The 22,739-nt window shown below is 75.1% G+C and carries 25 protein-coding genes, 8 tRNA genes and 1 pseudogene; 14 read left to right on the forward strand and 20 right to left on the reverse strand.

Annotated features, from left to right (window positions below; translation table 11 throughout):
• Positions 1-23: 23 nt before the first annotated feature.
• The 4 genes from NLX85_RS27655 to NLX85_RS27670 all read left to right on the forward strand — a co-directional run bounded on the left by NLX85_RS27655 (position 24) and on the right by NLX85_RS27670 (position 3,069).
• Positions 24-698 carry a glycosyltransferase family 2 protein gene (locus tag NLX85_RS27655; protein ID WP_254340009.1) on the forward strand — a complete coding sequence of 225 codons (675 nt, stop codon included), beginning with the start codon at positions 24-26 and terminating at the stop codon, positions 696-698.
• Positions 695-1,480: a DUF2064 domain-containing protein gene (locus NLX85_RS27660; RefSeq protein ID WP_254340011.1), complete on the forward strand. Its 786-nt coding sequence runs from the start codon at positions 695-697 to the stop codon at positions 1,478-1,480. Before NLX85_RS27655 ends, NLX85_RS27660 begins: the two co-directional genes overlap by 4 nt.
• Positions 1,477-2,106 carry a class I SAM-dependent methyltransferase gene (locus NLX85_RS27665; RefSeq protein WP_254340015.1) on the forward strand — a complete coding sequence of 210 codons (630 nt, stop codon included), beginning with the start codon at positions 1,477-1,479 and terminating at the stop codon, positions 2,104-2,106. The genes NLX85_RS27660 and NLX85_RS27665 overlap by 4 nt, the downstream gene beginning before the upstream one ends.
• Before the next feature lie 63 nt (positions 2,107-2,169).
• Positions 2,170-3,069, forward strand: a complete 900-nt coding sequence (locus tag NLX85_RS27670; RefSeq protein WP_254340016.1) for a GNAT family N-acetyltransferase — start codon at positions 2,170-2,172, stop codon at positions 3,067-3,069.
• 52 nt (positions 3,070-3,121) lie between these two features.
• On the opposite strand, the gene sigJ is transcribed toward NLX85_RS27670, so the two are convergent.
• The gene (gene sigJ / locus NLX85_RS27675; RefSeq protein WP_254340018.1) at positions 3,122-4,000 is read right to left on the reverse strand and encodes an RNA polymerase sigma factor SigJ; all 879 of its coding nucleotides are present in this window, start codon (positions 3,998-4,000) and stop codon (positions 3,122-3,124) included.
• Between the two features lie 158 nt (positions 4,001-4,158).
• On the opposite strand from sigJ, the gene NLX85_RS27680 reads away from it, so the two are divergent.
• Entirely contained in the window at positions 4,159-4,941 is a 783-nt protein-coding gene (locus NLX85_RS27680; protein ID WP_254340020.1) for an SDR family oxidoreductase, read from the forward strand.
• Positions 4,942-5,018: 77 nt separating this feature from the next.
• Here the strand turns inward: NLX85_RS27680 and NLX85_RS27685 are convergent, their stop codons facing one another.
• The 9 genes from NLX85_RS27685 to NLX85_RS27725 form a co-directional block, all read right to left on the reverse strand.
• Positions 5,019-5,750 (reverse strand): dienelactone hydrolase family protein, encoded by a 732-nt coding sequence (locus tag NLX85_RS27685; protein WP_254340022.1) that lies wholly within the window; start codon positions 5,748-5,750, stop codon positions 5,019-5,021.
• A 141-nt stretch (positions 5,751-5,891) separates the two neighbouring features.
• Positions 5,892-6,350, reverse strand: a complete 459-nt coding sequence (locus tag NLX85_RS27690) for a GNAT family N-acetyltransferase (protein WP_254340024.1) — start codon at positions 6,348-6,350, stop codon at positions 5,892-5,894.
• 51 nt (positions 6,351-6,401) lie between these two features.
• On the reverse strand, positions 6,402-7,046 hold the full coding sequence (locus tag NLX85_RS27695) for a peptidoglycan DD-metalloendopeptidase family protein (protein ID WP_254340026.1): 645 nt from the start codon (positions 7,044-7,046) through the stop codon (positions 6,402-6,404).
• 16 nt (positions 7,047-7,062) lie between these two features.
• A complete protein-coding gene (locus NLX85_RS27700; protein ID WP_254340028.1) occupies positions 7,063-7,959 on the reverse strand; it encodes an inositol monophosphatase family protein in 897 nt (298 codons plus the stop codon).
• A gap of 21 nt (positions 7,960-7,980) precedes the next feature.
• Entirely contained in the window at positions 7,981-8,634 is a 654-nt protein-coding gene (locus NLX85_RS27705) for a hypothetical protein (RefSeq protein WP_254340030.1), read from the reverse strand.
• Positions 8,631-9,632 carry an LppA family lipoprotein gene (locus tag NLX85_RS27710; RefSeq protein ID WP_254340032.1) on the reverse strand — a complete coding sequence of 334 codons (1,002 nt, stop codon included), beginning with the start codon at positions 9,630-9,632 and terminating at the stop codon, positions 8,631-8,633. The genes NLX85_RS27705 and NLX85_RS27710 overlap by 4 nt, the downstream gene beginning before the upstream one ends.
• Before the next feature lie 55 nt (positions 9,633-9,687).
• Positions 9,688-10,479: a bifunctional 2-polyprenyl-6-hydroxyphenol methylase/3-demethylubiquinol 3-O-methyltransferase UbiG gene (locus tag NLX85_RS27715; protein WP_254340034.1), complete on the reverse strand. Its 792-nt coding sequence runs from the start codon at positions 10,477-10,479 to the stop codon at positions 9,688-9,690.
• Between the two features lie 148 nt (positions 10,480-10,627).
• Positions 10,628-11,593 (reverse strand): LpqB family beta-propeller domain-containing protein, encoded by a 966-nt coding sequence (locus tag NLX85_RS27720; protein ID WP_254340036.1) that lies wholly within the window; start codon positions 11,591-11,593, stop codon positions 10,628-10,630.
• A gap of 184 nt (positions 11,594-11,777) precedes the next feature.
• A complete protein-coding gene (locus NLX85_RS27725; protein ID WP_254340038.1) occupies positions 11,778-12,737 on the reverse strand; it encodes an LpqB family beta-propeller domain-containing protein in 960 nt (319 codons plus the stop codon).
• A gap of 135 nt (positions 12,738-12,872) precedes the next feature.
• On the opposite strand from NLX85_RS27725, the gene NLX85_RS27730 reads away from it, so the two are divergent.
• The gene (locus tag NLX85_RS27730) at positions 12,873-13,466 is read left to right on the forward strand and encodes an HD domain-containing protein (protein WP_254340039.1); all 594 of its coding nucleotides are present in this window, start codon (positions 12,873-12,875) and stop codon (positions 13,464-13,466) included.
• Positions 13,467-13,475: 9 nt separating this feature from the next.
• Here NLX85_RS27730 and NLX85_RS27735 read toward each other — a convergent pair whose 3' ends face one another.
• Complete coding sequence (locus tag NLX85_RS27735; protein ID WP_254340040.1) at positions 13,476-14,471, reverse strand: DUF5937 family protein; 996 nt, start codon at positions 14,469-14,471, stop codon at positions 13,476-13,478.
• Positions 14,472-14,544: 73 nt separating this feature from the next.
• Between NLX85_RS27735 and NLX85_RS27740 the strand changes: the two genes are divergently transcribed.
• The 5 genes and pseudogenes from NLX85_RS27740 to NLX85_RS27765 all read left to right on the forward strand — a co-directional run bounded on the left by NLX85_RS27740 (position 14,545) and on the right by NLX85_RS27765 (position 19,528).
• Positions 14,545-15,804 carry an MFS transporter gene (locus tag NLX85_RS27740; RefSeq protein WP_254340041.1) on the forward strand — a complete coding sequence of 420 codons (1,260 nt, stop codon included), beginning with the start codon at positions 14,545-14,547 and terminating at the stop codon, positions 15,802-15,804.
• A 117-nt stretch (positions 15,805-15,921) separates the two neighbouring features.
• Positions 15,922-16,476: a hypothetical protein gene (locus NLX85_RS27745; RefSeq protein WP_254340042.1), complete on the forward strand. Its 555-nt coding sequence runs from the start codon at positions 15,922-15,924 to the stop codon at positions 16,474-16,476.
• 92 nt (positions 16,477-16,568) lie between these two features.
• A complete protein-coding gene (locus NLX85_RS27750; protein WP_254340043.1) occupies positions 16,569-17,249 on the forward strand; it encodes a response regulator transcription factor in 681 nt (226 codons plus the stop codon).
• Between the two features lie 115 nt (positions 17,250-17,364).
• Positions 17,365-18,647, forward strand: a pseudogene (locus NLX85_RS33790) (ATP-binding protein).
• Positions 18,635-19,528, forward strand: coding sequence for a Gmad2 immunoglobulin-like domain-containing protein (locus tag NLX85_RS27765; RefSeq protein WP_254340044.1), 894 nt, complete (start codon positions 18,635-18,637; stop codon positions 19,526-19,528). Before NLX85_RS33790 ends, NLX85_RS27765 begins: the two are co-directional and overlap by 13 nt.
• A 29-nt stretch (positions 19,529-19,557) precedes the next feature.
• Here the strand turns inward: NLX85_RS27765 and NLX85_RS27770 are convergent.
• Positions 19,558-19,629 (reverse strand) — tRNA-Cys (locus NLX85_RS27770).
• Positions 19,630-19,640: 11 nt separating this feature from the next.
• Positions 19,641-19,713, reverse strand: a tRNA-Arg gene (locus NLX85_RS27775).
• A gap of 57 nt (positions 19,714-19,770) precedes the next feature.
• On the opposite strand from NLX85_RS27775, the gene NLX85_RS27780 reads away from it, so the two are divergent.
• From NLX85_RS27780 to NLX85_RS27790, 3 genes are read left to right on the forward strand one after another with little or no spacing between them, the layout of a single operon-like run.
• The gene (locus tag NLX85_RS27780) at positions 19,771-20,250 is read left to right on the forward strand and encodes a DUF2975 domain-containing protein (RefSeq protein ID WP_091306103.1); all 480 of its coding nucleotides are present in this window, start codon (positions 19,771-19,773) and stop codon (positions 20,248-20,250) included.
• Positions 20,250-20,471: a helix-turn-helix transcriptional regulator gene (locus NLX85_RS27785; protein ID WP_148425500.1), complete on the forward strand. Its 222-nt coding sequence runs from the start codon at positions 20,250-20,252 to the stop codon at positions 20,469-20,471. Before NLX85_RS27780 ends, NLX85_RS27785 begins: the two co-directional genes overlap by 1 nt.
• Positions 20,468-20,632: a hypothetical protein gene (locus NLX85_RS27790; protein WP_254340046.1), complete on the forward strand. Its 165-nt coding sequence runs from the start codon at positions 20,468-20,470 to the stop codon at positions 20,630-20,632. Before NLX85_RS27785 ends, NLX85_RS27790 begins: the two co-directional genes overlap by 4 nt.
• A gap of 6 nt (positions 20,633-20,638) precedes the next feature.
• Here NLX85_RS27790 and NLX85_RS27795 read toward each other — a convergent pair.
• The 7 genes from NLX85_RS27795 to NLX85_RS27825 form a co-directional block, all read right to left on the reverse strand.
• Positions 20,639-20,711: transfer RNA gene (locus NLX85_RS27795), tRNA-Gln, on the reverse strand.
• A gap of 24 nt (positions 20,712-20,735) precedes the next feature.
• Positions 20,736-20,808: transfer RNA gene (locus tag NLX85_RS27800), tRNA-Arg, on the reverse strand.
• 42 nt (positions 20,809-20,850) lie between these two features.
• Positions 20,851-22,050 carry an RtcB family protein gene (locus NLX85_RS27805; RefSeq protein WP_254340047.1) on the reverse strand — a complete coding sequence of 400 codons (1,200 nt, stop codon included), beginning with the start codon at positions 22,048-22,050 and terminating at the stop codon, positions 20,851-20,853.
• Positions 22,051-22,080: 30 nt separating this feature from the next.
• Positions 22,081-22,154: transfer RNA gene (locus NLX85_RS27810), tRNA-Gly, on the reverse strand.
• A gap of 25 nt (positions 22,155-22,179) precedes the next feature.
• Positions 22,180-22,252 (reverse strand) — tRNA-Glu (locus tag NLX85_RS27815).
• A 28-nt stretch (positions 22,253-22,280) separates the two neighbouring features.
• A tRNA-Pro gene (locus tag NLX85_RS27820) sits at positions 22,281-22,353 on the reverse strand.
• A 106-nt stretch (positions 22,354-22,459) separates the two neighbouring features.
• Positions 22,460-22,531: transfer RNA gene (locus NLX85_RS27825), tRNA-Trp, on the reverse strand.
• Positions 22,532-22,739: the final 208 nt, after the last annotated feature.

Raw genomic sequence — 22,739 nt, forward strand, 5'->3', positions numbered from 1 at the left:
CCGATCGGCCTAGCGTCGGCGGCATGCCGACACAGATCGACGTGGTGCTGCCGTGCCTGGACGAGGCCGCCGCCCTGCCCGGCGTGCTGACCGCGCTGCCGCCCGGCTACCGGGCGATCGTGGTGGACAACGGCTCCCGGGACGGCTCGCCGGAGGTGGCCGCCCGGCACGGCGCGCGGGTGGTGCGGGAACCCCGCCGCGGCTACGGGGCGGCCGTGCACACCGGCCTCGAACACGCCGAGACCGAGCTGGTGTGCGTGCTCGACGCCGACGGCTCCTTCGACCCGGGCGAGCTGCCCGCCCTGGTCGCCCCGGTGGCGTCCGGCGCCGCCGACCTGGCGGTGGGCCGGCGCCGGCCGGTGTCCGCCGGGGTCTGGCCGTGGCACGCCCGGGCCGGCACGGCGCTGGTCGCCGCGCTGCTGCGGCAGCGGGGGGTGCCGCTGCGGGACCTCAGCCCGATCCGGGTGGCCCGGCGGGACGCCCTGCTGGCGCTCGGGGTCACCGACCGGGCCTTCGGCTACCCCCTCGAACTGATGATCCGGGCCGCCGCGGCGGGCTGGCGGATCCACGAGCGGGACGTCCGCTACGCGCCCCGCGCGGCCGGGACCCGGTCCAAGGTCTCCGGCTCGGTCCGCGGCACGGTCCGCGCCACCCGGGACTTCCTGGCGGTGTTGCGCACCGTGGAGGGCCCGCGGTGACCGTCCTGCTCGTGGTGGCCAAGGCGCCCGTGGCCGGGGCGGTCAAGACCCGGCTCTGCCCGCCCGCCGAGCCCGCGCAGGCGGCCCGGATCGCCGCCGCCGCGCTGCGCGACACCCTCGACGCCGCCGCCGCCACCCCGGGCGTCGTCCCGGTGCTGGCGCTGGCCGGACGGTTCGCCGACGCCGAGGACGGGGCGGACCTGGCCGCCGCGGTCGCCGGCTGGCCGGTGCTGGCGCAGCGCGGCGACGACTTCGCCGACCGGCTCGCGCACGCGCACGCCGACGTGGCCGCCGCGTACCCGGGGCGGCCGGTGCTCCAGATCGGCATGGACACCCCGCAGCTCACCACGGCGGTGCTGGCCGCCGCCGTACGCCGGCTCGGCGCGCCGGCGACCGACGCGGTGCTCGGCCCGGCCGAGGACGGCGGCTGGTGGGCGCTGGGGCTGCGCGACCCCCGGCAGGCGGCGGCGCTGCGCGGGGTGCCCATGTCCACCCCCGACACCGGGCGGCGCACCCGGGCCGCGCTGGCCGGCCGCGGCCTGCGGATCGGGACGCTTCCGGTGCTGCGCGACGTGGACGACTGGACCGACGCGCTCGCGGTGACCGACCTGGCCCCCACCGGCCGGTTCGCCCGGGAGGTCGCCGCCCTGCGGGCCGCGGAGGTCGCCGCCCTGGGGGCCGCGGAGATCGCCGCCCTGCGGGCCGGGGAGGTCGCCGTCGCGCGGCGGGCCCGGGAGGCGGCCGCCCTGCGGCCGGCCCGGCCGATCGGGGGCCGGCGGTGACCGCCGACGGCTTCGGCACCGCGCTGCGCCACCGGGACGCCGACGCGCACTGGCTGGTGCAGGCCGACGGGACCCGCCGCCGGCTGCCGGTGGAGCGGTGGCACGGGCCGGCCGAGCCGGCGACCGCCGCCGTGGTGTCCCGCTGCGCCGGCCCGACGCTGGACCTGGGTTGCGGGCCGGGCCGGCTCACCGTGGCGCTGGCCCGGGCCGGGCTGACCACCGTGGGGGTCGACGTCTCGGCCCGGGCGGTGGCGCTGACCCGGGCCCGGGGCGCCGTCGCGGTCCAGGCCGACCTCTTCGACCGGCTGCCCGCCGAGGGCCGGTGGCGGCACGTCGTGCTGCTGGACGGCAACATCGGCATCGGCGGTGACCCGGCGCGGCTGCTGCGCCGGTGCCGGGAGCTGGTCCGCCCGGACGGCACGGTCCTCGTCGAGCTGGACCCGCCCGGCAGCGGCACCTGGCAGGGTCGGGCGCGCGTGGTGTCCGGGCGGCGCCGGGGACCGAGTTTCGGCTGGGCGCGGCTGGACACCCGGGCCGTGCACGAGCCCGCCGCGACGGCCGGCCTCGTGGTTCGCGAACTCCACCCGGCCGGCCGGCGCTGGTTCGCCGAGCTGGCCGCCGGCTGACACCGCGGTCGGCGCCGGAAATCCGGTACGGCCGCAGCGCGGCGGCGGGCTACCGTGCGGCGCATGAGCGACGCACCGACCCTGCACTTCTGCACCGATCCGGGCGAGTTCCTCGCCGCCGCCGATGACCACCTGGCGGCGAACCCGGTGGTCGGCACGGTCGTGGCCACCGTGGCGCACCGGATGCTGGCCCGGCGCGCCGACGGGGTCCCGCCGCCCGTGGACGACTGGTGGCTGGTGGTCCGCGACGCGTCCGGCGCGGTCGTGGGCGCCGGGATGCGGGCGGCGCCCTTCGCGCCGCGCCCGCCGTTCCTGCTGCCGATGCCCGACGAGGCGGCCGTGGCGCTGGCCCGGTTGTGGCACGAGCGCGGGGAGGAGGTACGCGCCGTCAACGGCGCGCTGCCCGCGGTCCGGCGGTGCGCCGCCGAGGTGACCCGGCTCGGCGGCGGCCGGGTCGAGGTCGCCCAGCACACCCGGCTGCACGAGCTCGGCGAGCTGGTGCCGCCGGCGCGGGTGCCCGGCGCGCTGGCGGTCGCCACCGAGGACGACGTCGACCTGGCCGCCGAGTGGTTCGACGCGTTCATGGCCGACGCCGACGAGCAGGCGGGCCGCCCGCGCGGCGTCAGCGCGCACGAGACCCCCGACCGGGCCGAGCTGCTGCGCCGGATCCGGGGCGGGCGGGTGTGGTTCTGGACCGACGAGGCCGGTCGGCGGGTGCACCTCACCGCCGCCAACCCGCCGTCGTTCGGCGTCGCCCGCATCGGCCCGGTCTACACCCCGCCCGAGCAGCGCGGGCGCGGCTGGGCCAGCAACGCCGTCGCGGAGGTCTCCCGGCTGCTGCGGGCCGAGGGCGCCCGGGTGTGCCTCTTCACCGACCAGGCCAACCCGACCTCGAACCGGATCTACGCCAACCTCGGCTACCGGCCGGTGGTCGACATGGCCAACCTGGTCGTCGTTAGCTGACACCGACCCGGCGGCCGGCCCACGTGGCAGGGCCGGCCCGGTGGGAGCGGGATCAGTGGTCGAGGTCGAGCGCGGCCAGCCGCTCCGGGTCGGCGATCACGTCGATGGCGGCGATCCGCCCGCCGGTGACCGTGAACGCCATCACCGACAGCGGCCGGCCGGCCGCGCTGACCAGCACCCCGGCGGCGCCGTTGACCAGCACCGGGCGGGCGAACGGCGAGAACCGGCCGAACGTGGTGGCCTGCGCGGCCACCACCCGCGCGCCGGTGAGCACCGTGGAGTGCCGGGCCCGGGCCGTCCCGCCGTCGGAGCGGAGCACCACGTCGGGGTGCAGCACGGCGACCAGCCCGTCGAAGTCACCCTCCCGGGCGGCGGCCAGGAACGCGGTGACCACCTCCCGCTGGCGGGTCAGGTCCGGGTCCGGCGCGGGCGCCTGCCCGCGTACCCGGCGGCGGGCCCGGCTGGCGAGCTGCCGCGCGGCGGCCGGCGACCGGTCGACAAGCGCGCCGATCTCCTCGAACGGCACGCCGAACATGTCGTGCAGCACGAACGCGAGCCGCTCGGTCGGGGTGAGGGTGTCCAGGACCACCAGCAGCGCCAACCCGACCGAGTCCGCCAGCACCGCGGCGTGCGCGGGATCGGCGTCCGCCTCGGCGACGTCGACGACCGGGTCGGGCAGGCGTACGTCGAGGGGGTCCTCACGCCGGGTGGCGCGGGCCCGCAGGGTGTTCAGGCAGACCCGGGCGACCACCGTGGTCAGCCAGGCGGCCAGGTTGTCCACCCCGGTGGTGTCGGTCCGGGCCAGCCGCAGCCAGGTCTCCTGCACGGCGTCCTCGGCCTCGCTCAGCGAGCCGAGCATCCGGTACGCCACGGCCCGCAGCTGCGGGCGCTGCTGCTCGAACCGCTCGGCCAGCCAGGTGTCCTCGCCCATGTCCCAGTCCTTCCTCGCGGGTTCCACCTGACCGACCCGGGCCGGCCCGCCGGTGTGACGGCGTGTGGCGCCCGTCACGTCGGTCACACCTGCCGCCCGCCGCGGGTCGAGCCGGTGAAGCCCGAACCGTAACGGACCTGCCAGACACGGAGGACGACATGAACGCACCCATCCTGGTCACCGGCGGCACCGGCACCCTGGGCCGGCTCGTCGTGCCGCTGCTGCGCGACGCCGGCCACCCGGTGCGGGTGCTCAGCCGCCGCGGCGGCCGGCCCGCCGGTGGCGTCGAGCACGTCACCGCCGACCTGCTCACCGGCGCGGGCGTCGACCCGGCGGTACGCGGGGTCGACACCGTGCTGCACCTCGCCGGCGGCCCCAAGGGCGACGACGTGGCCACCCGCCAGCTGGTCGACGCCGCCCGGCGCGCCGACGTGCGGCACCTCGTGTTCATCTCGGTGATCGGGGCGGACCGCGTGCCGCTGGCATGGCTGCGGTCCAAGCGGGACGCCGAACGGTCCGTCGCCGGGTCGGGCGTGCCGTGGACCACGCTGCGCGCCGCCCAGTTCCACGACCTGACGCTGACCATGGTGGAGAAGATGGCGAAGCTGCCGGTGGTCCCGGTCCCCGGCGGGTTGCGCCTCCAGCCGGTCGACGCCCGCGAGGTGGCGGCCCGGATGGTCGAGCTGGCGCTGGGCGCGCCGGCCGGCCTGGTGCCCGACCTGGCCGGCCCGCGGGTGTACGGCCTCGGTGAGCTGGTCACCGGCTACCTGACGGCCGTCGGCCGGCGCCGGCCGCGCCTGCCGGTCCGGCTGCCCGGCAAGGCCGGCCGGGCGTACCGGAACGGGGACAACCTCGCCCGCCCCGGCGCCACCCTCGGCGTCCGCACCTGGGAGGCGTTCCTGGCGGAGCGGCTGCCGGCGGCCGACGTGCGCGGCCGGTGACCCTCGCCTGTTCGCCGGACGCGCCGATCGGGAACGGATCCCGATCGGCGCGTCGCGGACCACGGGCGGAGGGGGTATCAGCCGAGGTGCCGGGCGAAGAACCGCAGCGTGCTGTCCAGCTCGAAGGCCGGGACGTCCCCGTGCTTACCGTTGTTGGCGTGCAGGGTCTTCTCGGCCGAGCCGAGGGCGTCGAAGAGTGCCAGGCCCTGGGACCGCGGCACCCGCTCGTCGTCCCACTGCAGCAGGAACTCCACCGGCACGGTGATCCGTGCGGCGGCCTCCGCTGTCGCCAGCGCCCCGCCCAGGCCGAGCAGCGCCGCGCGGACCCGGGGCTCGGCGGCGACGAACGGCACGCCGAGGCCGCAACCCAACGACACGCCCCAGTAGCCCACCGGTCCGGCGCCGACGTGCCCGAGGTCCTGGACCGCGTCCAGGACGGCCTGCCATTCCGGGACGGTCTGGCGGGCCACGAGCGCCTGGAATTCGGCGATCAGCGGAGCCAGTTCCTCTCCGGCAGCCACACGAGCCTGGTTCTCGGTCGCGATCCGGTCGTACTCTTCCACCTTCGGCCGGTCACCATGGGCGGGCACGTCCACCGCCACGACCGCGAAACCACGCTCCGCCACGAAGCGGCGTGCGCGGTCCACGATGTCGGGGGCCTTCTTGTGCTGGCCGCCGCCGTGTCCCATGAGGATGAGGGGACGCGTGCCGGCGGCGCCGTCCGGCGTCCACAGCACGCCGGGAATCTCGCCGAGGGTGAAGAGCTGTTCGGAGACGCCGTCGGACGACGTCCGGGAGTCGAAGCGCATAGCGTTTCAGCCTTTCGGAATGCCTGCTGCGGGCACTCCCTAGGCCATGCGAGGGAGGGAGCCCCGACCTGTCACAGCGTTGATCGGTCTCACCTCCTCAGGTCGCAGCGGCGCACAGCGACGTCGAACGTATCACGAAGATCATCGGTGACGCGCCGCCAAGGCCGGCTCGCGCACCATGAACACGTCTACCGGATCCTCGTTCTCGACCGTGAAGCCGTGCCGCTCGTACAGCCGCCGGGCCGGGCTCCCCTGCAGCACGTTCAGCCGGACCAGGGTGCCCTCGCGGTCGCACTGCTCCAGCAGCCCGCGCAGCACAGCCGCACCGATGCCGCCACCCTGCAGGTGCGGGGCCAGGTAGAAGTGCTCCAGCCAGTGGGCGTCCCCGGCCGGCCGCAGCGACACGCAGCCGGCGAGCACGCCGCCCACCTCGATCACCCAGGTGTGCGCCGGCCCGAACCCGTCGCGCAGTCGCTGCCGTACCCGCTGTGCGTCGTACCGCCCGAGCCGCTCCAGGTCCGCCCGCAGCACCACCGCCCGCAACTCGGCCACGGCCTCCACGTCCGCCGCCGAGGCCGGTCGGATCTCCCAGTCCCCCATGATCGCCAAACTACCGCCCGAGCTCGTCGGCTCCGTGAGACCGCCCGATGATCATTTGTCGGAGTGGCCGGCGGGACAGTTGCTGCTCGTGAGCGTGACGCTGTACTCGGTGTCGTCGTCGGTGATCCCCGACGGCGAGCCGTCGAACCACGTCTCGACCTTCTCCCGGCCCCGGTGCTGCTCGTAGTGCAGGTGCGGCGCGCCGGAGTTTCCGGTGCTGCCCACCCGCCCGAGCTGCTCGCCCTGAGCGACCCGCTGCCCGGCCCGGACCAGGGGCGGTTCGAGCAGGTGCAGGTACTGCGTCTCCCACCGGCCACCGTGGTCGATCTTCACCCAGTACCCTCCGCCACGGCCGCGCGGACCCTTCGGGTTGTCCGGGGTACGCCCACCCAGCGACCCGTTGATCCCCGCCACGGTGACCGTGCCGGCGTGGGACGCGAGCACCGGCCGCCCCCACTCGTCACCTTCCGTGGGGAACAGGTCGACGTCGAAGTCGTCGTGGCCCGGATAGGTACCCAACCGCCAGGTCTCGCCGCAGGGGACGGGGAGCTGGAACAGCGGGCGCGGACCGGGCGGCCGCAGCAGCGGTACGACGACCACGGCGAGGGCGAGAACAGCGGCGGCCCCGCCGAGCGCAAGAACGACGCGGACGACGCGGCGCCGGTCGCGGGACCTGTCTGACTGGCCGGTCGTCACCGCCCCGAGTATGCCCCTACCAGCCGACGGTGGAGAGGCTGATCGGGGTGAGCTGGCGGACCTGGGGCTCGATCCACTGCGCCGCGGTGACCAGTTTGACCAGCCGGTCGATGGTCTCCGGCGGGCCCGCCACGAAGCTGCGCCGGTCCGCCGGGCAGCCGTACCGGTCGTCGAAGCAGCCGCCGTCGAGGGCGCGGACCACCATGCCGGCCTCGGCGGCGAGCAGCATCCCGGCCGGCAGGTCGACCGCCTCGGGGCGGTAGCCGACGATGCCGTCGATGTCGCCGCGGGCCAGCATCACCCAGGACAGCAGCGGCGCCCACAGTTGCAGCACCCGGCGGGCGGTGGTGTCGAGCACGACCTTCAGCGCGCGGGCGGTGCTGTCGTCCCGGGCCACCTCGTGTCCCTGGGTCCAGGCCAGCACCGGCGCGGTCGGCACCGGGCGGCGGGGCGCGTGCAGGGGGCGGCCGGCCGGCCCGGACTCGTGCACGAAGGCGCCCCGGCCGCGCACGGCGGACCAGGTGCGGCCGGCGACCGGGTCGTGCACCACGCCGAGCACCGGCGAGCCGTGGTCGCAGAGGGCGATCCCCACCACGTACGCGGGCAGCCCGATGGCCACGTTGTTGGTCCCGTCGAGCGGGTCGACCAGCCAGGCCCAGGACGTGTCGGCCGCGTACTCGCCGCCCTCCTCGGCGATCACCCCGTGCTCCGGCCAGCGGGCCCGGATCCGGTCGACGATCAGCCGTTCGGCGGCCAGGTCCAGGTCGGTGACCAGGTCACCGGAGTCGTTCTTGGCCCGGGCGTGCAGCTCCCCCCGGGTGCCCCGGCGCAGCAGCCGCCCGGCCGCCTGGGCCGCCTCCACCGCGAACCGGTGCGCGTCGCGCAGGTCGGGCCCGCCTCTGTTCGGCTCCATGTCCATGGCTCCTCCAGCCAGTCAGCCCCGTGCCACCAGTCGCGCTATCTCCCGCGCCATCCGTGCCGTCTCCGCCGGGTCGCAGCGGTCCCGGCGTACCCGGTGGCTGCGCCCGTCCACCGCGCCGAGGCTCAGGTCGCACACGCCGGGGGTGGTCCGGCCGAGCGCCACGGTCACGGCCGGCTCGCCGGCGTCGACCTCCGAGGTGTGGAAGCCGCCGGCGCGCAGCGCGTACGAGTCGCCGGCGGTGTGCGTCTCCACGGTGGCGGTCACGGCGGTGACCAGCCGGTCGGTGGCCGCCATCTCGTCGACGTCGCCCCGGCTGTGCACCTCGTAGATCCGCCACGCCGGGTCGGCGCGGGCGTCGGTCACCTCGATCAGCTCGTTGCGGACCGTGCCGTGCAGCACGTGGCTGAGCAGGTCCCAGCTGTGCGAGTGCATGGTCGAGGTGGTGGGCCGCAGCGGCGGCGGGTCGGCCGGCCAGGCGTGCACGCAGATCCCGTCCGGGCCGGTGCGTTCCACCGGCAGGCAGGTGAAGCCGAGCGGGTGCCGCACGGCCAGCAGCGGCCGCCGCCCCCCGGCGACGTCGTCGAGGACGTCGAGCACCCAGCCGCGCAGCAACTCCGGCCGGGCGCCCCGGTCGATCTCCCGTTCAAGGTCGGCGTAGCTCATCATGCGTACGGGTTCCTCGCCTGGATGGCCCGGCTCACGATGTCGGCGACCTCGCGGTCACCGTAGGACCGGGGTAGCGGCAGCCCGAGTGTGGTGAACAGCCGGCGGACCTGCTCCACCGAGGGCTCGTCGTCGAGCTTCACCGGCGCGGCGGCCTCGACGGGCACCCGCCGGCTCTGCTCCCGGCTGTACTGCAACTCGATGTTGAACCGGTTGTAGTAGAGCTCCTTGCGGTCGATCCGCAGCGCCGGGGTCTGCGGGTTCTCCTGGGTGATGATGACGCAGGTCGAGGAGAGGTCGTAGCGGAAGGTCGTCATCTGCGCGGAGAGCCGGACCTCGACGGTGAGCAGGCCGGAGCGTTGCAGGTGCCAGCAGGCGGCCAGCACGGTCGCGTACGACTCCTTGCGGGTGCGGTCGACCGTCCACCGCTCCCCCGGCGCGTCGGGGTCGAGGCTGCGCCGGAACCGCGCGTAGCGCTCGCAGACCCCCTCGTCGGTCGGGTCGATGATCTCGACGGCGAAGTGGAGGGTGGCGTTGCGCCGGCGGGCGTGCTCCAGGCATTCCGGCAGGGTGACGGCCCGGGTGAAGGTGCCGGTGCCGCCCTTGAAGTTCCACCGGTCGGTGTGCCGGCGCGCCTCGGCGAGGGCCTGCCCGACCTCGCTGCCGTGCAGCACCCGGACCATGGACACGCTGTCGATCGCCTCGCGGGCCCGGTTCAGCGCTCCCTCGGGGCCGGTGATCTCGTGCATCTGCGGGACCAGCTCGGTGAGCCGGTCACGGGTGTCCCGCATGACCTCCCGCACCTGCTGCTGGGCGGTCTCCCGGCGCAGCCGGTCGCGCAGCACGGCCTGCGCGAGCACCGCGAGGACCAGCAGGATGGCGCTGTTGACCACGTCCTGGCTGACCGTGTTGGTCAGGCCGAGGATGGCCACGGTCACGGCCAGCAGCAGCCCGATGAACGCGTCGAGATTGTTGACGACCCAGGTGAACAGGCGCGCCATGACATCCCCCGGTCGACGACGGAACCTCCATGATAGCCCTTTGTCAATATCACCATCACGCGCTGTTCGGGCGACCCGTACCCCTCGGTGACGGCGCCTCCGCCGTGCGCCGAGCGGCGCAGATCAGCGAGCCGCCGAGCCCCGGCGCGACCCGGGCCAGCAGCCGGGAGGTGACCCACCGTCCACCCGGGAGCCGCCAGCCGACCTCGTTGGACCGGATCGCCAACGGCACGAAGCCGGCCCGGCAGAGCACCCGCCGCAGCAGCGACGCCGTGAACGGCCGGATGTGCAGCCACAGGTAGGGGTGCAGCGGGTCGATCTGGCGGGGCGCCCGGCCGGCGAGGAAGGCCAGCCGGTCCTGCGCCGGCGCCAGGTTCGGGGTGGTCAGCACGAGCAGGCCGCCCGGGGCGAGGACCCGGTGGCACTCCCGCAGCAGCGCGAGCGGGTCGTAGACGTGCTCGATGAGCTCGCCGGTGAGCAGGCCGGCGAAGCTGCCGGCGCGGAAGGGCAGGCCGCGGGTGGCGTCCAGGCAGACCGGCAGGGCCGCGCCGCCGGCGGCCCGCCGGGCCGCGCCGAGCGCGGTCTCGGCCATGTCGGCCACCACGAGCGGGCCGGGCAGCGCCGCCGGGTCGAGCATGCTGCGCGGGCCGCAGCCCAGCTCCAGCACCGGCCGTCCCGGTGGCACCCCGTCGACCATGAGCCGGGCCGCGACCGCCCGGCGGATCCGGTGGTACGGGTCGTCGACGTACCCGTTGACCTGCGCGCCGTCGTGGTAGCTGCGCCGGTTGGCGCGGCGGCCGTGTGCCTGCGCGCTGCGCGACGAGGTCCCGGTCGGCGGCTCGGCCATCGCACCCTCCACTGCGGTCGTCGCCCCCGTCGGCGGCGCCCGTCTCCAGCCTCGCACCGCTCCCGCCCGGCGGCCCGGAAATCCTCCCGGGTACGCCGACGCGGCGGCCGGGATGCCGGCCGCCGCGTCGGGGTGTCGGGATGTCGGGTCAGATGGCGCGGGCCCAGTCCAGCCGGCTGCTGTCGTCGTACTCGTCGCCGGGGATCCACCAGGGCTCGCCGAAGCCGCTGGTCGAGACGATGATGTTGCCGCCGTCCGGAGCCTCGTTGGTCGGCGGTACCGACAGGGCGGCGCAGTAGCGACCGTCGGGCGAGAACACCGGGGACTGGTAGTAGCGGGTCTCGTCGGTGAGCCGCTTGAGGCCGGTGCCGTCGATCCGCACCGAGCCGAGCGCCTGCCCGCCGAGCACCTCCGTGTCGCGGGTCCAGCGGTTGGTGCAGAACACCACCCGCTCGGAGTTGGGCATGAAGACCGGCCCGTGGAAGAGCTCGCCGGCCGCCTCTGGCGTGTAGATCGGCCGGACCTTGCCGGTGGCCACCTCCAGCGTGCGCAGCTGCGGCCCCTCCGAGCGGCTGGTCCAGCGCATGACGATCATGGAGCCGTCCCGGGACCAGTTCGGCTGGGACATGGCGTGTCCCTGGACCAGCACCCGCTTCGCGGCCGTGGCCACGTCGACCGCGACCAGGGTGTCGCGGTCGATGACCAGGGCGATCTGCGTGCCGTCCGGAGACCAGGTCGGTGCGCCGTAGACGACGCCGAACGGGTCGGCGAGCAGCGTCCGGATCTCGCCGGTGACCCGGTCGTACAGCGACACGTAGGGCTCGAGACTGCCGTCGCCGGACCGGGCGTTGTTGATCCAGGCCACGTAGCGGCCGTCGGGCGACGTGGTGGCCTGGTCGCCGTCGTCGAGCAGCCGCTGCGGCGTGGTGCGGCCGGGGTTGACCTGGAGCACGCCCCAGCCGACGCTGACCAGCCACGGCCCGTTGACCACCTCGGTGGTCTCCGCCGCGGCGGCGGGCGCCGCCGCGGCCAGGCCGCCGGCCAGCCCGGTCGCGGTGGCCGCCCCGGCCAGCGCGGCGGCACGCAGCAGGGCTCGGCGATTCAACTCGGTCATGTACACCCCCGTGGTAGACGTCGCTCCACCCTCCTGAAAGGAGGACCGGAACGGGATCAGGCGAGCAGCCGGTCCCCGGTGGCCGTCCGGTCACCGCGCACCGCACCCGGCCGGCAGCGTGGTGATCCGGTCCGGGACACGCCGACGCGGCGGCCGGGCCCGGCCGCCGCGTCGCGGGTCGTGCTCAGATGGCGCGGGCCCAGTCCACCCGCATGCTGTCGTCGTACTCGTCGCCCGGGATCCACCAGGGCTCGCCGAAGCCGCTGGTCGAGACGATGATGTTGCCGCCGTCCGGGTACTCGTTGGTCGGCGGCACCGAGAGGGCCGCGCAGTAGCGCCCGTCCGGTGAGAACACCGGCGACAGGTACATCCGCGGCTCGTCGGTGAGCTTCTTGAGGCCGGTGCCGTCGATCCGCACCGACGCGAGCGAGTCCTCGCCGAGCGGCAGGTCGACGTCGCGGTACCAGCGGTTGGTGCAGAACACCACCCGCTCGGAGTTGGGCATGAAGACCGGCCAGCCGAACCGCTCACCCTCCTCGGGCTGGTAGACCCGCCGCACCCGCCCGGTGGCCAGCTCCAGCATGCGCAACTGGTGGCCCTCGGAGCGGCTGACCCACTGCATGACGATCATGGAGCCGTCCCGGGACCAGTTGGGGCGGTACATCGCGTGCCCCTGGACGAGCACCCGCCGCGCGCCGGTGGCCACGTTCACCGCGACCAGCGTCTCGCGGTCAACGACAAGGGCGACCTCGGTGCCGTCCGGCGACCAGGTGGGCCACTCGTACGAGATGCCGAACGGATCGCTGATCAGCTTCCGGACCTCGCCGGTCACCCGGTCGTACAGCGACAGGCTCGAACCGGTCTCGCCCTCGTAGCGCAGGTCGTTCACGGCCACGTACCGGCCGTCGGGCGAGGTGGTGGCGTCGTAGGCGTGGGTCAGCAGCACCTGCGGCGTGGTGTGGCCCGGGTTGATCTGGAGCAGCCCCGCGCTGCCGGTGACGAGCCACGGCCCGTTGACCACTTCGGTGGTCTCCGCCGCGGCGGCGGGCGCCGCCGCGGTCAGGCCCCCGGCCAGCCCGGTCGCCGTGGCCGCCCCGGCCAGCGCGGCGGCACGCAGCAGGGCACGGCGATTCAACTCGGTCATGAACACCCCCGTGATAGACGTCGGTCCACCCTCCTGAACGGACGCTCACCACGGGATCGGACGAGCGGCCGGTCCGCCGTCGGCCACACGGTCATCCCGCACGGTCACCGCCCCGCGGCCGGTACCCTCGCCCCGGTGACCTCCGACGCGCTGCGCCGCGCCCTCACCGACCCGGGCGACCCGCCGGTGCTCCCCCTGCCCGGTGTCGCCGCCGAACTGCTCGCCGCCCTGGACGCGCCGCCCCGGCTCGCGGCGCACCTGCGGCTGGTGCACGACGTGGCCCGGCAGCTCACCGTGGCGTTCGCCGAGCGCTTCCCGCTGGTGCCGTTCGACCGGCAGGCGGTGCTGTTCGGGGCGGCGATCCACGACCTGGGCAAGGTCGAGCACCCCGGGGAGCTGTCCGGGCCCGGCTCCGCGCACGAGGAGGCGGGCTACCAGCTGCTGCTGCGCTTCGGCGTCCCCGAGGAGCGGGCCCGCTTCGCCGTCACCCACGCCGCCTGGCACGCGCCGGGCGTGCAACTGGAGGACCTGCTGGTCAGCCTCGCCGACAAGGTGTGGAAGGGCGGGCGCGTCACCGACCTGGAGGAGCTGGTGGTGGACCGGCTCGCCGACATCACCGGCCAGCCGGCCTGGCAGGCGTTCCTCGACCTCGACGACGTGCTCGCCGGGCTGGCCGCCGGTGCGGACCATCGGCTCGCCTTCCAGGCCGAGCATCCGCTGCACGGCTGACCTCCGGCCTCAGCCGCCGGCCGGCTCGGGTGCGCCGGCGCCCGCCAGCAGCGCCTCCGCCGAGCTGGTCCGGGCGTACAGCAGGAACCGTCCGGCCCGGTGGGTGCCGACCAGGCCGGCGTCGCGCAGCGCGGTCAGGTGGTGGGAGACCGTGCCGGCGCTGAGGCCGCACCGGCGCGCCAGCTCGGTGGTGGCGGCCGGCACGGCGAGTTCGTGCAACAGCGTGGCCCGCGTACGCCCCAGCACCCGGGCGAGCGCCGCGCTGGCCGGGTCGGCGCTGCGCTCCCAGAGCGTCCCGACCGCGCGGGCCGGATAGCGCAGGAGAGGTTGCGAGGTCCGCTCGGACAGGTTGGACCAGACCCGCGCGCCCCCGAACACCGACGGGACCAGCAGCAGGCCCCGCCCGCCCAGGTCGACCGTCCCGGCGCGGGTCAGGTGGTCGACGTGCAACGTCCCGTCGTCCCAGGAGACGTACGGGTCGATCCGGTTGAGCAGGCCGCGCACGCCGTCGGTCGCCATCCGCCCGGCGCCGACGAGCACCTCGCGTTCCAGCAGGGTCCGCATGCGGGGCCAGTACGGGGCGATCGCCACCTCGACGTAGTCGGCGATCACCTGCGCGAGGCGGGCCAGCCCGGCCGGCGGGTCGGCGTACAGGGCGGCCAGCCGGGGCGGGCGCGGCCCGGGCAGCTCGTCCAGGCCGGCCCGGACCACCTCCGGCGGGGTGGCGGCGAGCACGGCCAGTTCCCAGTCGATGGTGGGCAGGGCGGACGGCGGGGGCGGGCAGACGAAGCTCGGGATCACCACGGTCGGCATCGGCACGAGGTCGGCGAGGAGCCGCCAGTCCACGGTGGACAGCCGGGGCCCTACCTGCCGGTGCCAGAGCTGGTGCGCGGGGAACCAGTCGGGGGTCCGGAGGACCCGCACGCTGGCGACCGCCTCCCACAGCGGCGAGATCGCGAACCGGATCCCGGCCAGGTCCCGTACCCCCACCGCGACACTCAGCACCCGTACCTCCCGACGGATTCGACCTGGCTCAAACTTATCGACCGTGGCGGCGACCGCGGCCAGGCTCCCTGTCATGACCACCACCGTCCCGGCCCCCACCCGCTGGCCCCGCCCCTTCCGCTACGTCTACGCGGCCAGCCTGGCCGACAGCCTGGGCTTCCAGGTGGGCTACCTGGCCGTGCCGGTGCTGGCCGTGTCCGTGCTCGCCGCCACCCCCGGCCAGGTGGGCCTGCTCGCGGCGCTCGGCACCGCCGCCTTCCTGCTGGTCGGGCTGCCCGCCGGGGTCTGGGTGGACCGGTCGCCCCGCCGCACCGTGATGGTCGCCGCCGACCTGGCCCGCGCCGCCCTCTACGCCTCGATCCCGCTGGCCTGGTGGGCGGGCGCGCTGACCCTCGCCCAGCTCTACGCGGTCGTGCTGCTCACCGGCGTCGGCACGGTCTTCGGTGAGGTGGCCGCGCAGAGCTTCCTGCCGGAGCTGGTCGGCCGGGACCGCCTGGTGGCGGCCAACTCGCTGCTCATGACGACGAACGCCACCGTCCAGATCGGCGGCCGGGGATTCGGCGGCCTGCTCGTGCAGTGGCTCGGCGCCCCGCTCGCCCTGGCCCTGAACGCGGTCACCCACCTGCTCTCCGCGCTCGCCCTCACCCGGGTACGCCCCACCGCCACCGTCGGCGCCGGACGGGACCGGCCGGCGGGCGGGTTCGGCCGGCAACTCGCCGAGGGCGTCCGGCACGTGCTGGGCAACCCGCTGCTGCGCCCGCTGGCCGTGTCGCTGGCCGGCATCAACCTCACCGTGAACCTGATGACCACCATGCTGCCGGTCGTCTTCCTGCGCGACCTGGGGTTGGGCGCCGGCGCGCTCGGGCTCTTCCTCGGCGCCGGCGGGGTCGGGGCGCTGCTCGGCGCGGTGACCGCCCGTCCGCTGGCCGCCCGGATCGGGCACGGCCGGGCGCTCTGGGTGCCCGGGCTGCTGGTGGCCCCCGCCGGCGCGCTCGTCGCCCTTGTCGACACCGGAGCGTGGCTGTGGCTGGCCGGCCTCGGCTGGCTGGCGCTGGCCTGGCGGACCGGGATCGGCAACGTGATCGGCGTCAGCCTGCGGCAACGGGTCACCCCGGACGCGCTGCTCGGCCGGATGAACGCCACCTTCCGGTTCCTGCTCACCGGCGCGATCGCGGTCGGCGCCGCGCTGGCCGGCCTGCTCGGCCAGTACGCGGGCCCGCGTACCTCGCTCTGGGTCGGCGCGATCGGCGCCGCGTTCACCTGGCTGCCGCTGTACCGGTCGCCGGTGCGCACGCTGCCCGACCCGGACCGGCTGCCCCCGGCCTCCCGGTGACGCGCGTACCGCTGTTACCCGGCGGTTACGCGGCTGCGAAGCCGCTGTGGCACGGCGCGCCGACCGTCGGGGCAGGGACACCGGATGGGGTCCCGGCACACCGCCAGGGAGGCCACCATGAGACTGAGGAGAACACTGCTGGCGCTGGTCGTCGTGCTCGGCGGGCTGGTCGCCGGCACCGGCGGCGCCACCGCGGCGGCGCCGTACTGCGGGATCACCTGGGGCAGCACGGCCAGGTCGGCCGGCGCCCTGAGCACCGACCCGCTGATCGAGGTCCGCACCGGCCGGCACGACTGCTGGGACCGGGTCGTCTTCGAGTTCGCCGGGCCGGCCAACGGCTACTCCGTCGCCTACGGCGAGACGTACACCGAGGGGCAGGGGCTCGCGTTGAGCCCGTACACCGCCGGGGGCGCGCTGCTGTCGGTGTCGCTGCGGGCGCCCGCGTACGACGACGAGCACGTCGGCACGCTGCCCTACCGGGCCGGTGAGCACGCCGCGACCGTGCTGGGCTACCGCACGCTGCGGGACGTCGTCTTCGGCGGCAGCTTCGAGGGCTACACCACCTTCGCGGTGGGCGTCCGCGCCCGACTGCCGTTCCGGGTCTTCGTGCTCAGCGGCCCCGGCACGCACAGCCGCATCGTGATCGACGTGGCCCACCAGTGGCAGGCGTGACCTTTCCGCAGGTGAGAGGGGCCGACCGGCCCCTCATCACCGTCCGTTGCGCCCACGCCCCGCAGCGTGGCGCCGGACTACCCTGATTGGTCATGGAGGGCCGCGTGCTGGTCGTCGAGGACGACGCCTCCATCCGGGAGGTGACCGCCCTCGGCCTGCGCCGGGCCGGGTTCCGGGTGGACACCGCCGCCGACGGCGCGGCCGCCCTCACCGCGTGGCGGGCCGGCCCGGTCGACCTCATCGTGCTCGACGTGATGCTCCCCCGCCTCGACGGATTCGAGGTGTGCCGGGAGATCCGGCGCACCAGTCAGGTGCCGATCCTCATGCTCACCGCCCGCACCGACACCATCGACGTGGTGGTCGGCCTGGAATGCGGGGCCGACGACTACCTGCGCAAGCCGTTCGACCTGCCGGAGCTGGTCGCCCGGGTGCGCGCCGTGCTCCGCCGGACCGTCGCCCCGGCCCCCGAGACCACCGTGGCCGCCGGCCCGCTGGAGATCGACCCGGCCCGCTTCGTGGCCCGCAAGGACGGCCGGGAGCTGACCCTCACGGCCACCGAGTTCCGGCTGCTGCTGGAGCTGGCCCGGCGCCCCGGCCGGGTGTTCACCCGCGAGCTGCTGCTCGACCGGGTCTGGGGGCACAGCTACCTCGGCGACTCCCGGCTCGTCGACGTCGCGGTGCAGCGCCTGCGCGCCAAGGTGGAGGACGACCCGGGCGCGCCCACCCTGATCCGCACGGTCCGCGGGGCCGGCTACAAGCTCTCGACGGGGTGAGCGCGCCATGGTGGCCGGTAGAGTCGTACCCGGGCGGCTGCGACGCCGGCTCGTCGTGGCCTTCGTCCTGGTCGCGGGCATGTCCGCCGGCGCCCTGGCCACCGGGTCCTACGTCATGCTGCGGCAGGCCCGGTTCGACGGCTCGCTGCAACGCGCCGCGGCCGACGCCCGCTACCAGCTGGTGGTCGCCGCGCAGTTCCTGCCGCTGACCGACGCCCGCCGCGCCGACCTGCTGGCCAGCTTCGAGGAGTCCGGCCGGCACGTCCTGCTGGTCACCGGGGACACCCAGGCGTCCAACCCCCGGTACGCGCCCACCCCCGACCCGGACCTGCGGGCGACCGCCGCCGCCGGGCAGCTCGGCTTCCAGCGCAGCCCCGGCCGGCCGCACCTGCTGGTCGTCGGCGGCCGCATCCCCGGCTCCACCGCCGAGCTGTACGTGGTGACCGTCGAGGACGACCTCGTCGACGCCCTCGACCAGCTCCGCACCGCCTCGGTGATCGGCTGGGCGGCGGTGGTGCTGGTCGCCGCCGGCGTGGGCAACGCCCTCGCCCGCCGCACCCTGGAACCCGTCGGCCGGGCCAGCCGGGCCGCCCGGGCCGTCGCCGAAGGGCTGCTGCACACCCGGCTGCCGGTGCGCGGCCGGGACGAGTTCAGCGCCTGGGCCACCTCCTTCAACGAGATGGCCGAGGCGCTGGAGACCAAGATGGAAGCGCTGTCCCAGGCGCAGGCCCGGGAGCGGCGGTTCACCGCCGACGTGGCGCACGAGCTGCGTACCCCGGTCACCGCCCTGGTGGCGGCGGCCTCGCTGCTCGCCGACCAGCTCGACACCCTGCCCGCCGACGCCCGCCGGGCCGCCGAACTGCTCGTCGCCGACGTGGTCCGGCTGCGCCGGCTGGTCGAGGAGCTGATGGAGATCTCCCGCCTGGACGCCGGGCGGGAGGTGCTCGCCACGCGCCCGGTGGACGCCGGCACGCTGCTGCGCCGGATCGTCGCCGGCCACGGGGACGCCGCCCGGGCCACCGTCACCGGCGACGCCCCGCCGGTGGTGACCGACCCGCGCCGGCTCGAACGGATCCTCACCAACCTGGTGGCCAACGGGGTGGAACACGGCGGCGGCGACCTCCGCGCCGAACTCCGGCACACCGGCGACGAACTCGTCATCGAGGTCGCCGACCGCGGCCCGGCATCCCCGCCGAGCACCTGGCGCACGTCTTCGACAGGTTCTACAAGGTCGACCCCGCCCGCACCGGCCCCGGCAGTGGGCTCGGCCTGGCCATCGCCCACGAGAACGCCCGGCTGCTCGGCGGCCGGCTCGACGTGGCCAGCGAGGTCGGCCACGGCACCCGCTTCCGCCTCACCCTCCCCCTCGACCCCGGGGGCCCGCCATGCGACGCCTGATCCCGCCACTGACCGCGCTGCTGCTGCTCACCGCCGGCTGCGCCCCGCCACGCACCGGCACCCTCGGGCCCGCCCCGGCCGGCCCGTCACCCACCACCGCCACCGCCCCGACCGGCCCGCCCACCGCGCCGACGCCATCCGCGTCGCGCACCCCGACGGCGCGGGCCACGACCGGTGCGCCGACCACCCCCGCGCCGACCGGGCCGGACGGGACGCTTACCGTGCAGCTCTGGTTCGCCCGCAACGGGAAACTCGTGCCCACCCGGCGCGCGTCGCCCGCCACCGTGGCCACGTCCCGGCTGGCCCTCACCGAACTGGCCGCCGGCCCCTCGGTGGTCGAGACCGCCGCCGGCCTGACCACCCTGGTCCCGGACGGCACGCAGGTGACCCGCATCGCCGGCGGGGTGGCGACGCTGCTGCCGCCGGCCGGCTTCGACGCCGGCGGGGCGGCCACCGCGCGGCTGCGCCGGGCCCAGGTGGTCTGGACGCTCACCCAGTTCCCGACCGTGCGGCGGGTCGCCTTCGCCCCGGCCGACGCGGCGACCGGGCGGGAGGACTACGCCGACCTGCTGCCCCCGATCGTGGTGACGGCCCCGGGGATCGGCGACCGGGTCGGCAGCCCGGTCACCGTCACCGGGACGGCCGACGTGTACGAGGCGACGGTGAGCGTCCGGGTGCTGGACGCCGCCGGCCAGGAGATCGGCACGGCGTTCACCACGGCGTCCTGCGGCTCCGGCTGCCGCGGCGGCTACCGGCTCACCGTCCGCTACCGGCGGCCGGCGGCCGGACCGGGCACGATCGAGGTGTACGAGGTGTCGGCGCGCGACGGCTCCCGCGTCAACGTGGTCCGCATCCCGGTCGACATGGCCGCCGGTCGGTGACGCGACCCCCACAGTGGACGGCGGTGTCGAGACCGAACGGGGATTCGGACCCCGGTACGGCGGAGTTGCAGTCCGCTCCCTGGCCACTCGGGCATTCGGTCGGGTCGGTGCGTGCCCCCGGCTGGATTCGAACCAGCGACCTTCGGATCCGGAATCCGACGCGCTCTCCGCTGCGCCACGGGGGCATGGGTTGTCGCGAGAAACCGATTGACTTTCGATAGGTTACGAGCGATAGTCGATGCATGCTCACAGCCCAACGAGCGGTTCTCCCGCTCAGAGTCTTCCTCGCGCTGCTGTTCGGGATCCTGGTCCTGTTCCAGACCATGTCGCTTCCCGGCCAGTTCGCGCACATGGCCCGGGAGGACCCGGACATGGCGTACCTGAGATGGCCGGCGACCGCGGTGACCGTGTTCTGGGTGCTCTGCGTCCAGGTGGTGATCGTGTGCACCTGGAAGCTGCTCACCCTGGTCAAGAACGACCGCATCTTCAGCGAGGCGTCGCTGGGATGGGTCGACGCGATCGTGTGGGCCATCGCCGCCGCGTGGGTGGTGCTGGTCGGCGTGTTCCTCTACGTCGGCTTCAAGGCCGACGACCCGGGCCTGCCGCTCCTGCTGTTCCTGCTGGTCACCGGGGTCACCGCGCTGGGGCTGCTGATGGTGGTGATGCGCGCGCTGCTGCGGCAGGCCACCACGCTCCGGACCGACATGGAAGCGGTGATCTGATGCCCATCGTCGTCCGCATCGACGTCGAGCTGGCCAAACGCAAGATGAGCGTCGGCGAGTTCGCCGAGCGGGTCGGCCTCACCCCGGCCAACGTCGCGGTGCTCAAGAACGGTCGCGCCAAGGCCGTCCGCTTCAGCACCCTGGAAGCCATGTGCCGGGTGCTGGACTGCCAGCCCGGTGACCTGCTCGAATGGGTCGAGGAAGAGGGAGAGAACCGATGAAGTACGTGCTCGGCCTCGTCGCCGTCCTCGCCGTCGCGCTCGGCGTCGCCGGCATCGTCTACGGGGAGGCCGACGACTCGCCCGGCCTCCAGTTGCTGGCCGGCCTGCTGGTCATCGGCGCGATCGCGATCGGCGTGCGGATCGCACGGCGCAGCAGGTAGGTGTCGCTGCGAGCTGAGGATTCGAACCTCAATTCTCCGATCCAGAGTCGGATGTGCTGCCTGGTTGCACCAGCTCGCATGGGGATCCGCGGACCGCGGACCGTGCCCCGACCAGGATTCGAACCTGGGCTCTCCGGTTTCGTAGACCGGCGCGCTCTCCGCTGCGCCACCGGGGCGGACGACCGGCGCCCCGCCCCCTCCCAGGGGCGCCGGTCGGTTCAACCCTTCACACAGACGACCTGCTTGAGGTGGGCGACCACCTCGACCAGGTCCTCCTGCTGGGCCATCACCTGGGTGATGTCCTTGTACGCGCCGGGGATCTCGTCGACCACCCCGGCGTCCTTGCGGCACTCGACGCCCGCCGTCTGCGCCGCCAGGTCGGCGGTGCTGTACGTCCGCTTCGCCTGCCCGCGCGACATCCGCCGCCCGGCCCCGTGCGACGCCGAGCAGTACGCGTCGAGGTTGCCCTTGCCGCGCACGATGTACGACCCGGTGCCCATCGACCCCGGGATGATGCCCAGGTCGCCCCGGCCCGCCCGGATGGCGCCCTTGCGGGTCACCAGCACCTCCACCCCGTCGTAGCTCTCCTCCGCCACATAGTTGTGGTGGCAGGAGATCGGCTCGTCGTGGGCGACCCCCGGGAACTCGTCCCGGACCACCCCGCAGAGCAGGGCGAGCATGACGGCCCGGTTGCGGCGCGCGTACTCCTGCGCCCACCAGAGGTCCCGGCGGTAGGCGTCCATCTCCGGGGTGCCGGCGAGGAACACCGCGAGGTCCCGGTCGGGCAGGTCGACGTTGTGCGGCAGCCCGCGGGCCACCGCCATGTGCCGCTCGGCCAGTTCCTTGCCGATGTTGCGGGAGCCGGAGTGCAGCATCAGCCAGACCCGGCCGTCGTCGGGGCCGCCCTGCTCCAGGCAGACCTCGATGAAGTGGTTGCCGCCGCCGAGGGTGCCCAGCTGGCGCTGCGCCCGGGTCTCCAGCTGCGCCACCTTGCGGTCGAGGGTGCCGAAGCGCCGCCAGAAGTCGGCCCAGCCGCCCTGCTCCAGGCCGCGGACGCGGCGCGGGTCGACGGCGTCGTCGCGCATGGCGAAGCCGACCGGGATGGCCGCCTCGATGGCGCTCCGCAGCGGGCCGAGGTCGTCGGGCAGGTCGGCCGCGGTGAGCGAGGTGCGGACCGCGGACATGCCGCAGCCGATGTCGACGCCGACCGCGGCGGGCGAGACGGCCTGCCGCATGGCGATGACCGAGCCGACCGTGGCGCCCTTGCCGAAGTGCACGTCCGGCATGACGGCGACGCCCTGCACCCAGGGCAGCGCGCCGATGTTGCGCAGCTGCCGGGCCGCCTGCGCCTCGATCGTGTGCGGGTCGGTCCAGACCCGGACCGGCGCCCGGGTGCCGGCCAGCGGGGTGAAACCCATCGTCGTCTCCTCGGTTCAGGGGTGTGTCCGAGCGGCTGGCCGGATTCGAACCGGCGATCTTCACCATGGCAAGGTGACGCGCTGCCTGACTGCGCTACAACCGCGAGTGGTCCCGGGTCGGGACCGGCGTAGGCCGTACGGGACTCGAACCCGTAGCCTCCCGGGTGAGAACCGGGTGAGCTGCCAATTGCTCCAACGGCCCGCGGGACGGCGGGTGCCGTCCGCGTGTGTCCGGGACCGCGGAATCGAACCGCGTGTCTCTCGCGCCCAAGGCGAGCGGGTCAGCCAGCTCCCTCGTCCCGGTTGCCCGGCCGGCGCTTCGCGCGCCGGCCGGGAATCGTGCTCATGCCGACCACTGTGGAGTTGAGAAGATGCGACGTCGCCGGCCGGAGGCCGGGACAGGGTGAGGCAGGGGCGACAGGATTCGAACCTGCAACCGTCGGGTTTGGAATCCGGTGCTCTTCCGTTGAGCTACGCCCCTCGGACCCGGTGACGAGAAAAGCCGCCCGGTCCCTGGTCTCGGGGCGGGCGGCTGCGCGTGTGTGTCGCGCCGGCGCTAGTCGCGCCACCACCCCGGTTGCCACCGCTGCCGTCGGCAGCGACCCTGGCCCGCTTCGCGCGGCAGGGCACCGCCGCGCGGCGCGGGCCGCTCGGCTCGGGTGCGGTTCTGCTGCGACACGGTGAGCTCC

The organism is Micromonospora sp. A3M-1-15 (genome assembly GCF_024213425.1).
GTDB classification, from domain to species: Bacteria; Actinomycetota; Actinomycetes; order Mycobacteriales; family Micromonosporaceae; genus Micromonospora; species Micromonospora chersina.

What these genes read in the sequence shown, in the direction of transcription:
- NLX85_RS27655 (WP_254340009.1), top strand. Translation starts at nt 24, where the DNA reads ATGCCGACACAGATCGACGTGGTGCTGCCGTGCCTGGACGAGGCCGCC.
- NLX85_RS27670 (WP_254340016.1), top strand. Translation starts at nt 2,170, where the DNA reads ATGAGCGACGCACCGACCCTGCACTTCTGCACCGATCCGGGCGAGTTC.
- sigJ (WP_254340018.1), bottom strand. Translation starts at nt 4,000, where the DNA reads ATGGGCGAGGACACCTGGCTGGCCGAGCGGTTCGAGCAGCAGCGCCCG.
- NLX85_RS27680 (WP_254340020.1), top strand. Translation starts at nt 4,159, where the DNA reads ATGAACGCACCCATCCTGGTCACCGGCGGCACCGGCACCCTGGGCCGG.
- NLX85_RS27685 (WP_254340022.1), bottom strand. Translation starts at nt 5,750, where the DNA reads ATGCGCTTCGACTCCCGGACGTCGTCCGACGGCGTCTCCGAACAGCTC.
- NLX85_RS27690 (WP_254340024.1), bottom strand. Translation starts at nt 6,350, where the DNA reads ATGGGGGACTGGGAGATCCGACCGGCCTCGGCGGCGGACGTGGAGGCC.
- NLX85_RS27700 (WP_254340028.1), bottom strand. Translation starts at nt 7,959, where the DNA reads ATGGAGCCGAACAGAGGCGGGCCCGACCTGCGCGACGCGCACCGGTTC.
- NLX85_RS27705 (WP_254340030.1), bottom strand. Translation starts at nt 8,634, where the DNA reads ATGATGAGCTACGCCGACCTTGAACGGGAGATCGACCGGGGCGCCCGG.
- NLX85_RS27710 (WP_254340032.1), bottom strand. Translation starts at nt 9,632, where the DNA reads ATGGCGCGCCTGTTCACCTGGGTCGTCAACAATCTCGACGCGTTCATC.
- NLX85_RS27715 (WP_254340034.1), bottom strand. Translation starts at nt 10,479, where the DNA reads ATGGCCGAGCCGCCGACCGGGACCTCGTCGCGCAGCGCGCAGGCACAC.
- NLX85_RS27720 (WP_254340036.1), bottom strand. Translation starts at nt 11,593, where the DNA reads ATGACCGAGTTGAATCGCCGAGCCCTGCTGCGTGCCGCCGCGCTGGCC.
- NLX85_RS27725 (WP_254340038.1), bottom strand. Translation starts at nt 12,737, where the DNA reads ATGACCGAGTTGAATCGCCGTGCCCTGCTGCGTGCCGCCGCGCTGGCC.
- NLX85_RS27740 (WP_254340041.1), top strand. Translation starts at nt 14,545, where the DNA reads ATGACCACCACCGTCCCGGCCCCCACCCGCTGGCCCCGCCCCTTCCGC.
- NLX85_RS27745 (WP_254340042.1), top strand. Translation starts at nt 15,922, where the DNA reads ATGAGACTGAGGAGAACACTGCTGGCGCTGGTCGTCGTGCTCGGCGGG.
- NLX85_RS27750 (WP_254340043.1), top strand. Translation starts at nt 16,569, where the DNA reads ATGGAGGGCCGCGTGCTGGTCGTCGAGGACGACGCCTCCATCCGGGAG.
- NLX85_RS27765 (WP_254340044.1), top strand. Translation starts at nt 18,635, where the DNA reads ATGCGACGCCTGATCCCGCCACTGACCGCGCTGCTGCTGCTCACCGCC.
- NLX85_RS27780 (WP_091306103.1), top strand. Translation starts at nt 19,771, where the DNA reads ATGCTCACAGCCCAACGAGCGGTTCTCCCGCTCAGAGTCTTCCTCGCG.
- NLX85_RS27785 (WP_148425500.1), top strand. Translation starts at nt 20,250, where the DNA reads ATGCCCATCGTCGTCCGCATCGACGTCGAGCTGGCCAAACGCAAGATG.
- NLX85_RS27790 (WP_254340046.1), top strand. Translation starts at nt 20,468, where the DNA reads ATGAAGTACGTGCTCGGCCTCGTCGCCGTCCTCGCCGTCGCGCTCGGC.
- NLX85_RS27805 (WP_254340047.1), bottom strand. Translation starts at nt 22,050, where the DNA reads ATGGGTTTCACCCCGCTGGCCGGCACCCGGGCGCCGGTCCGGGTCTGG.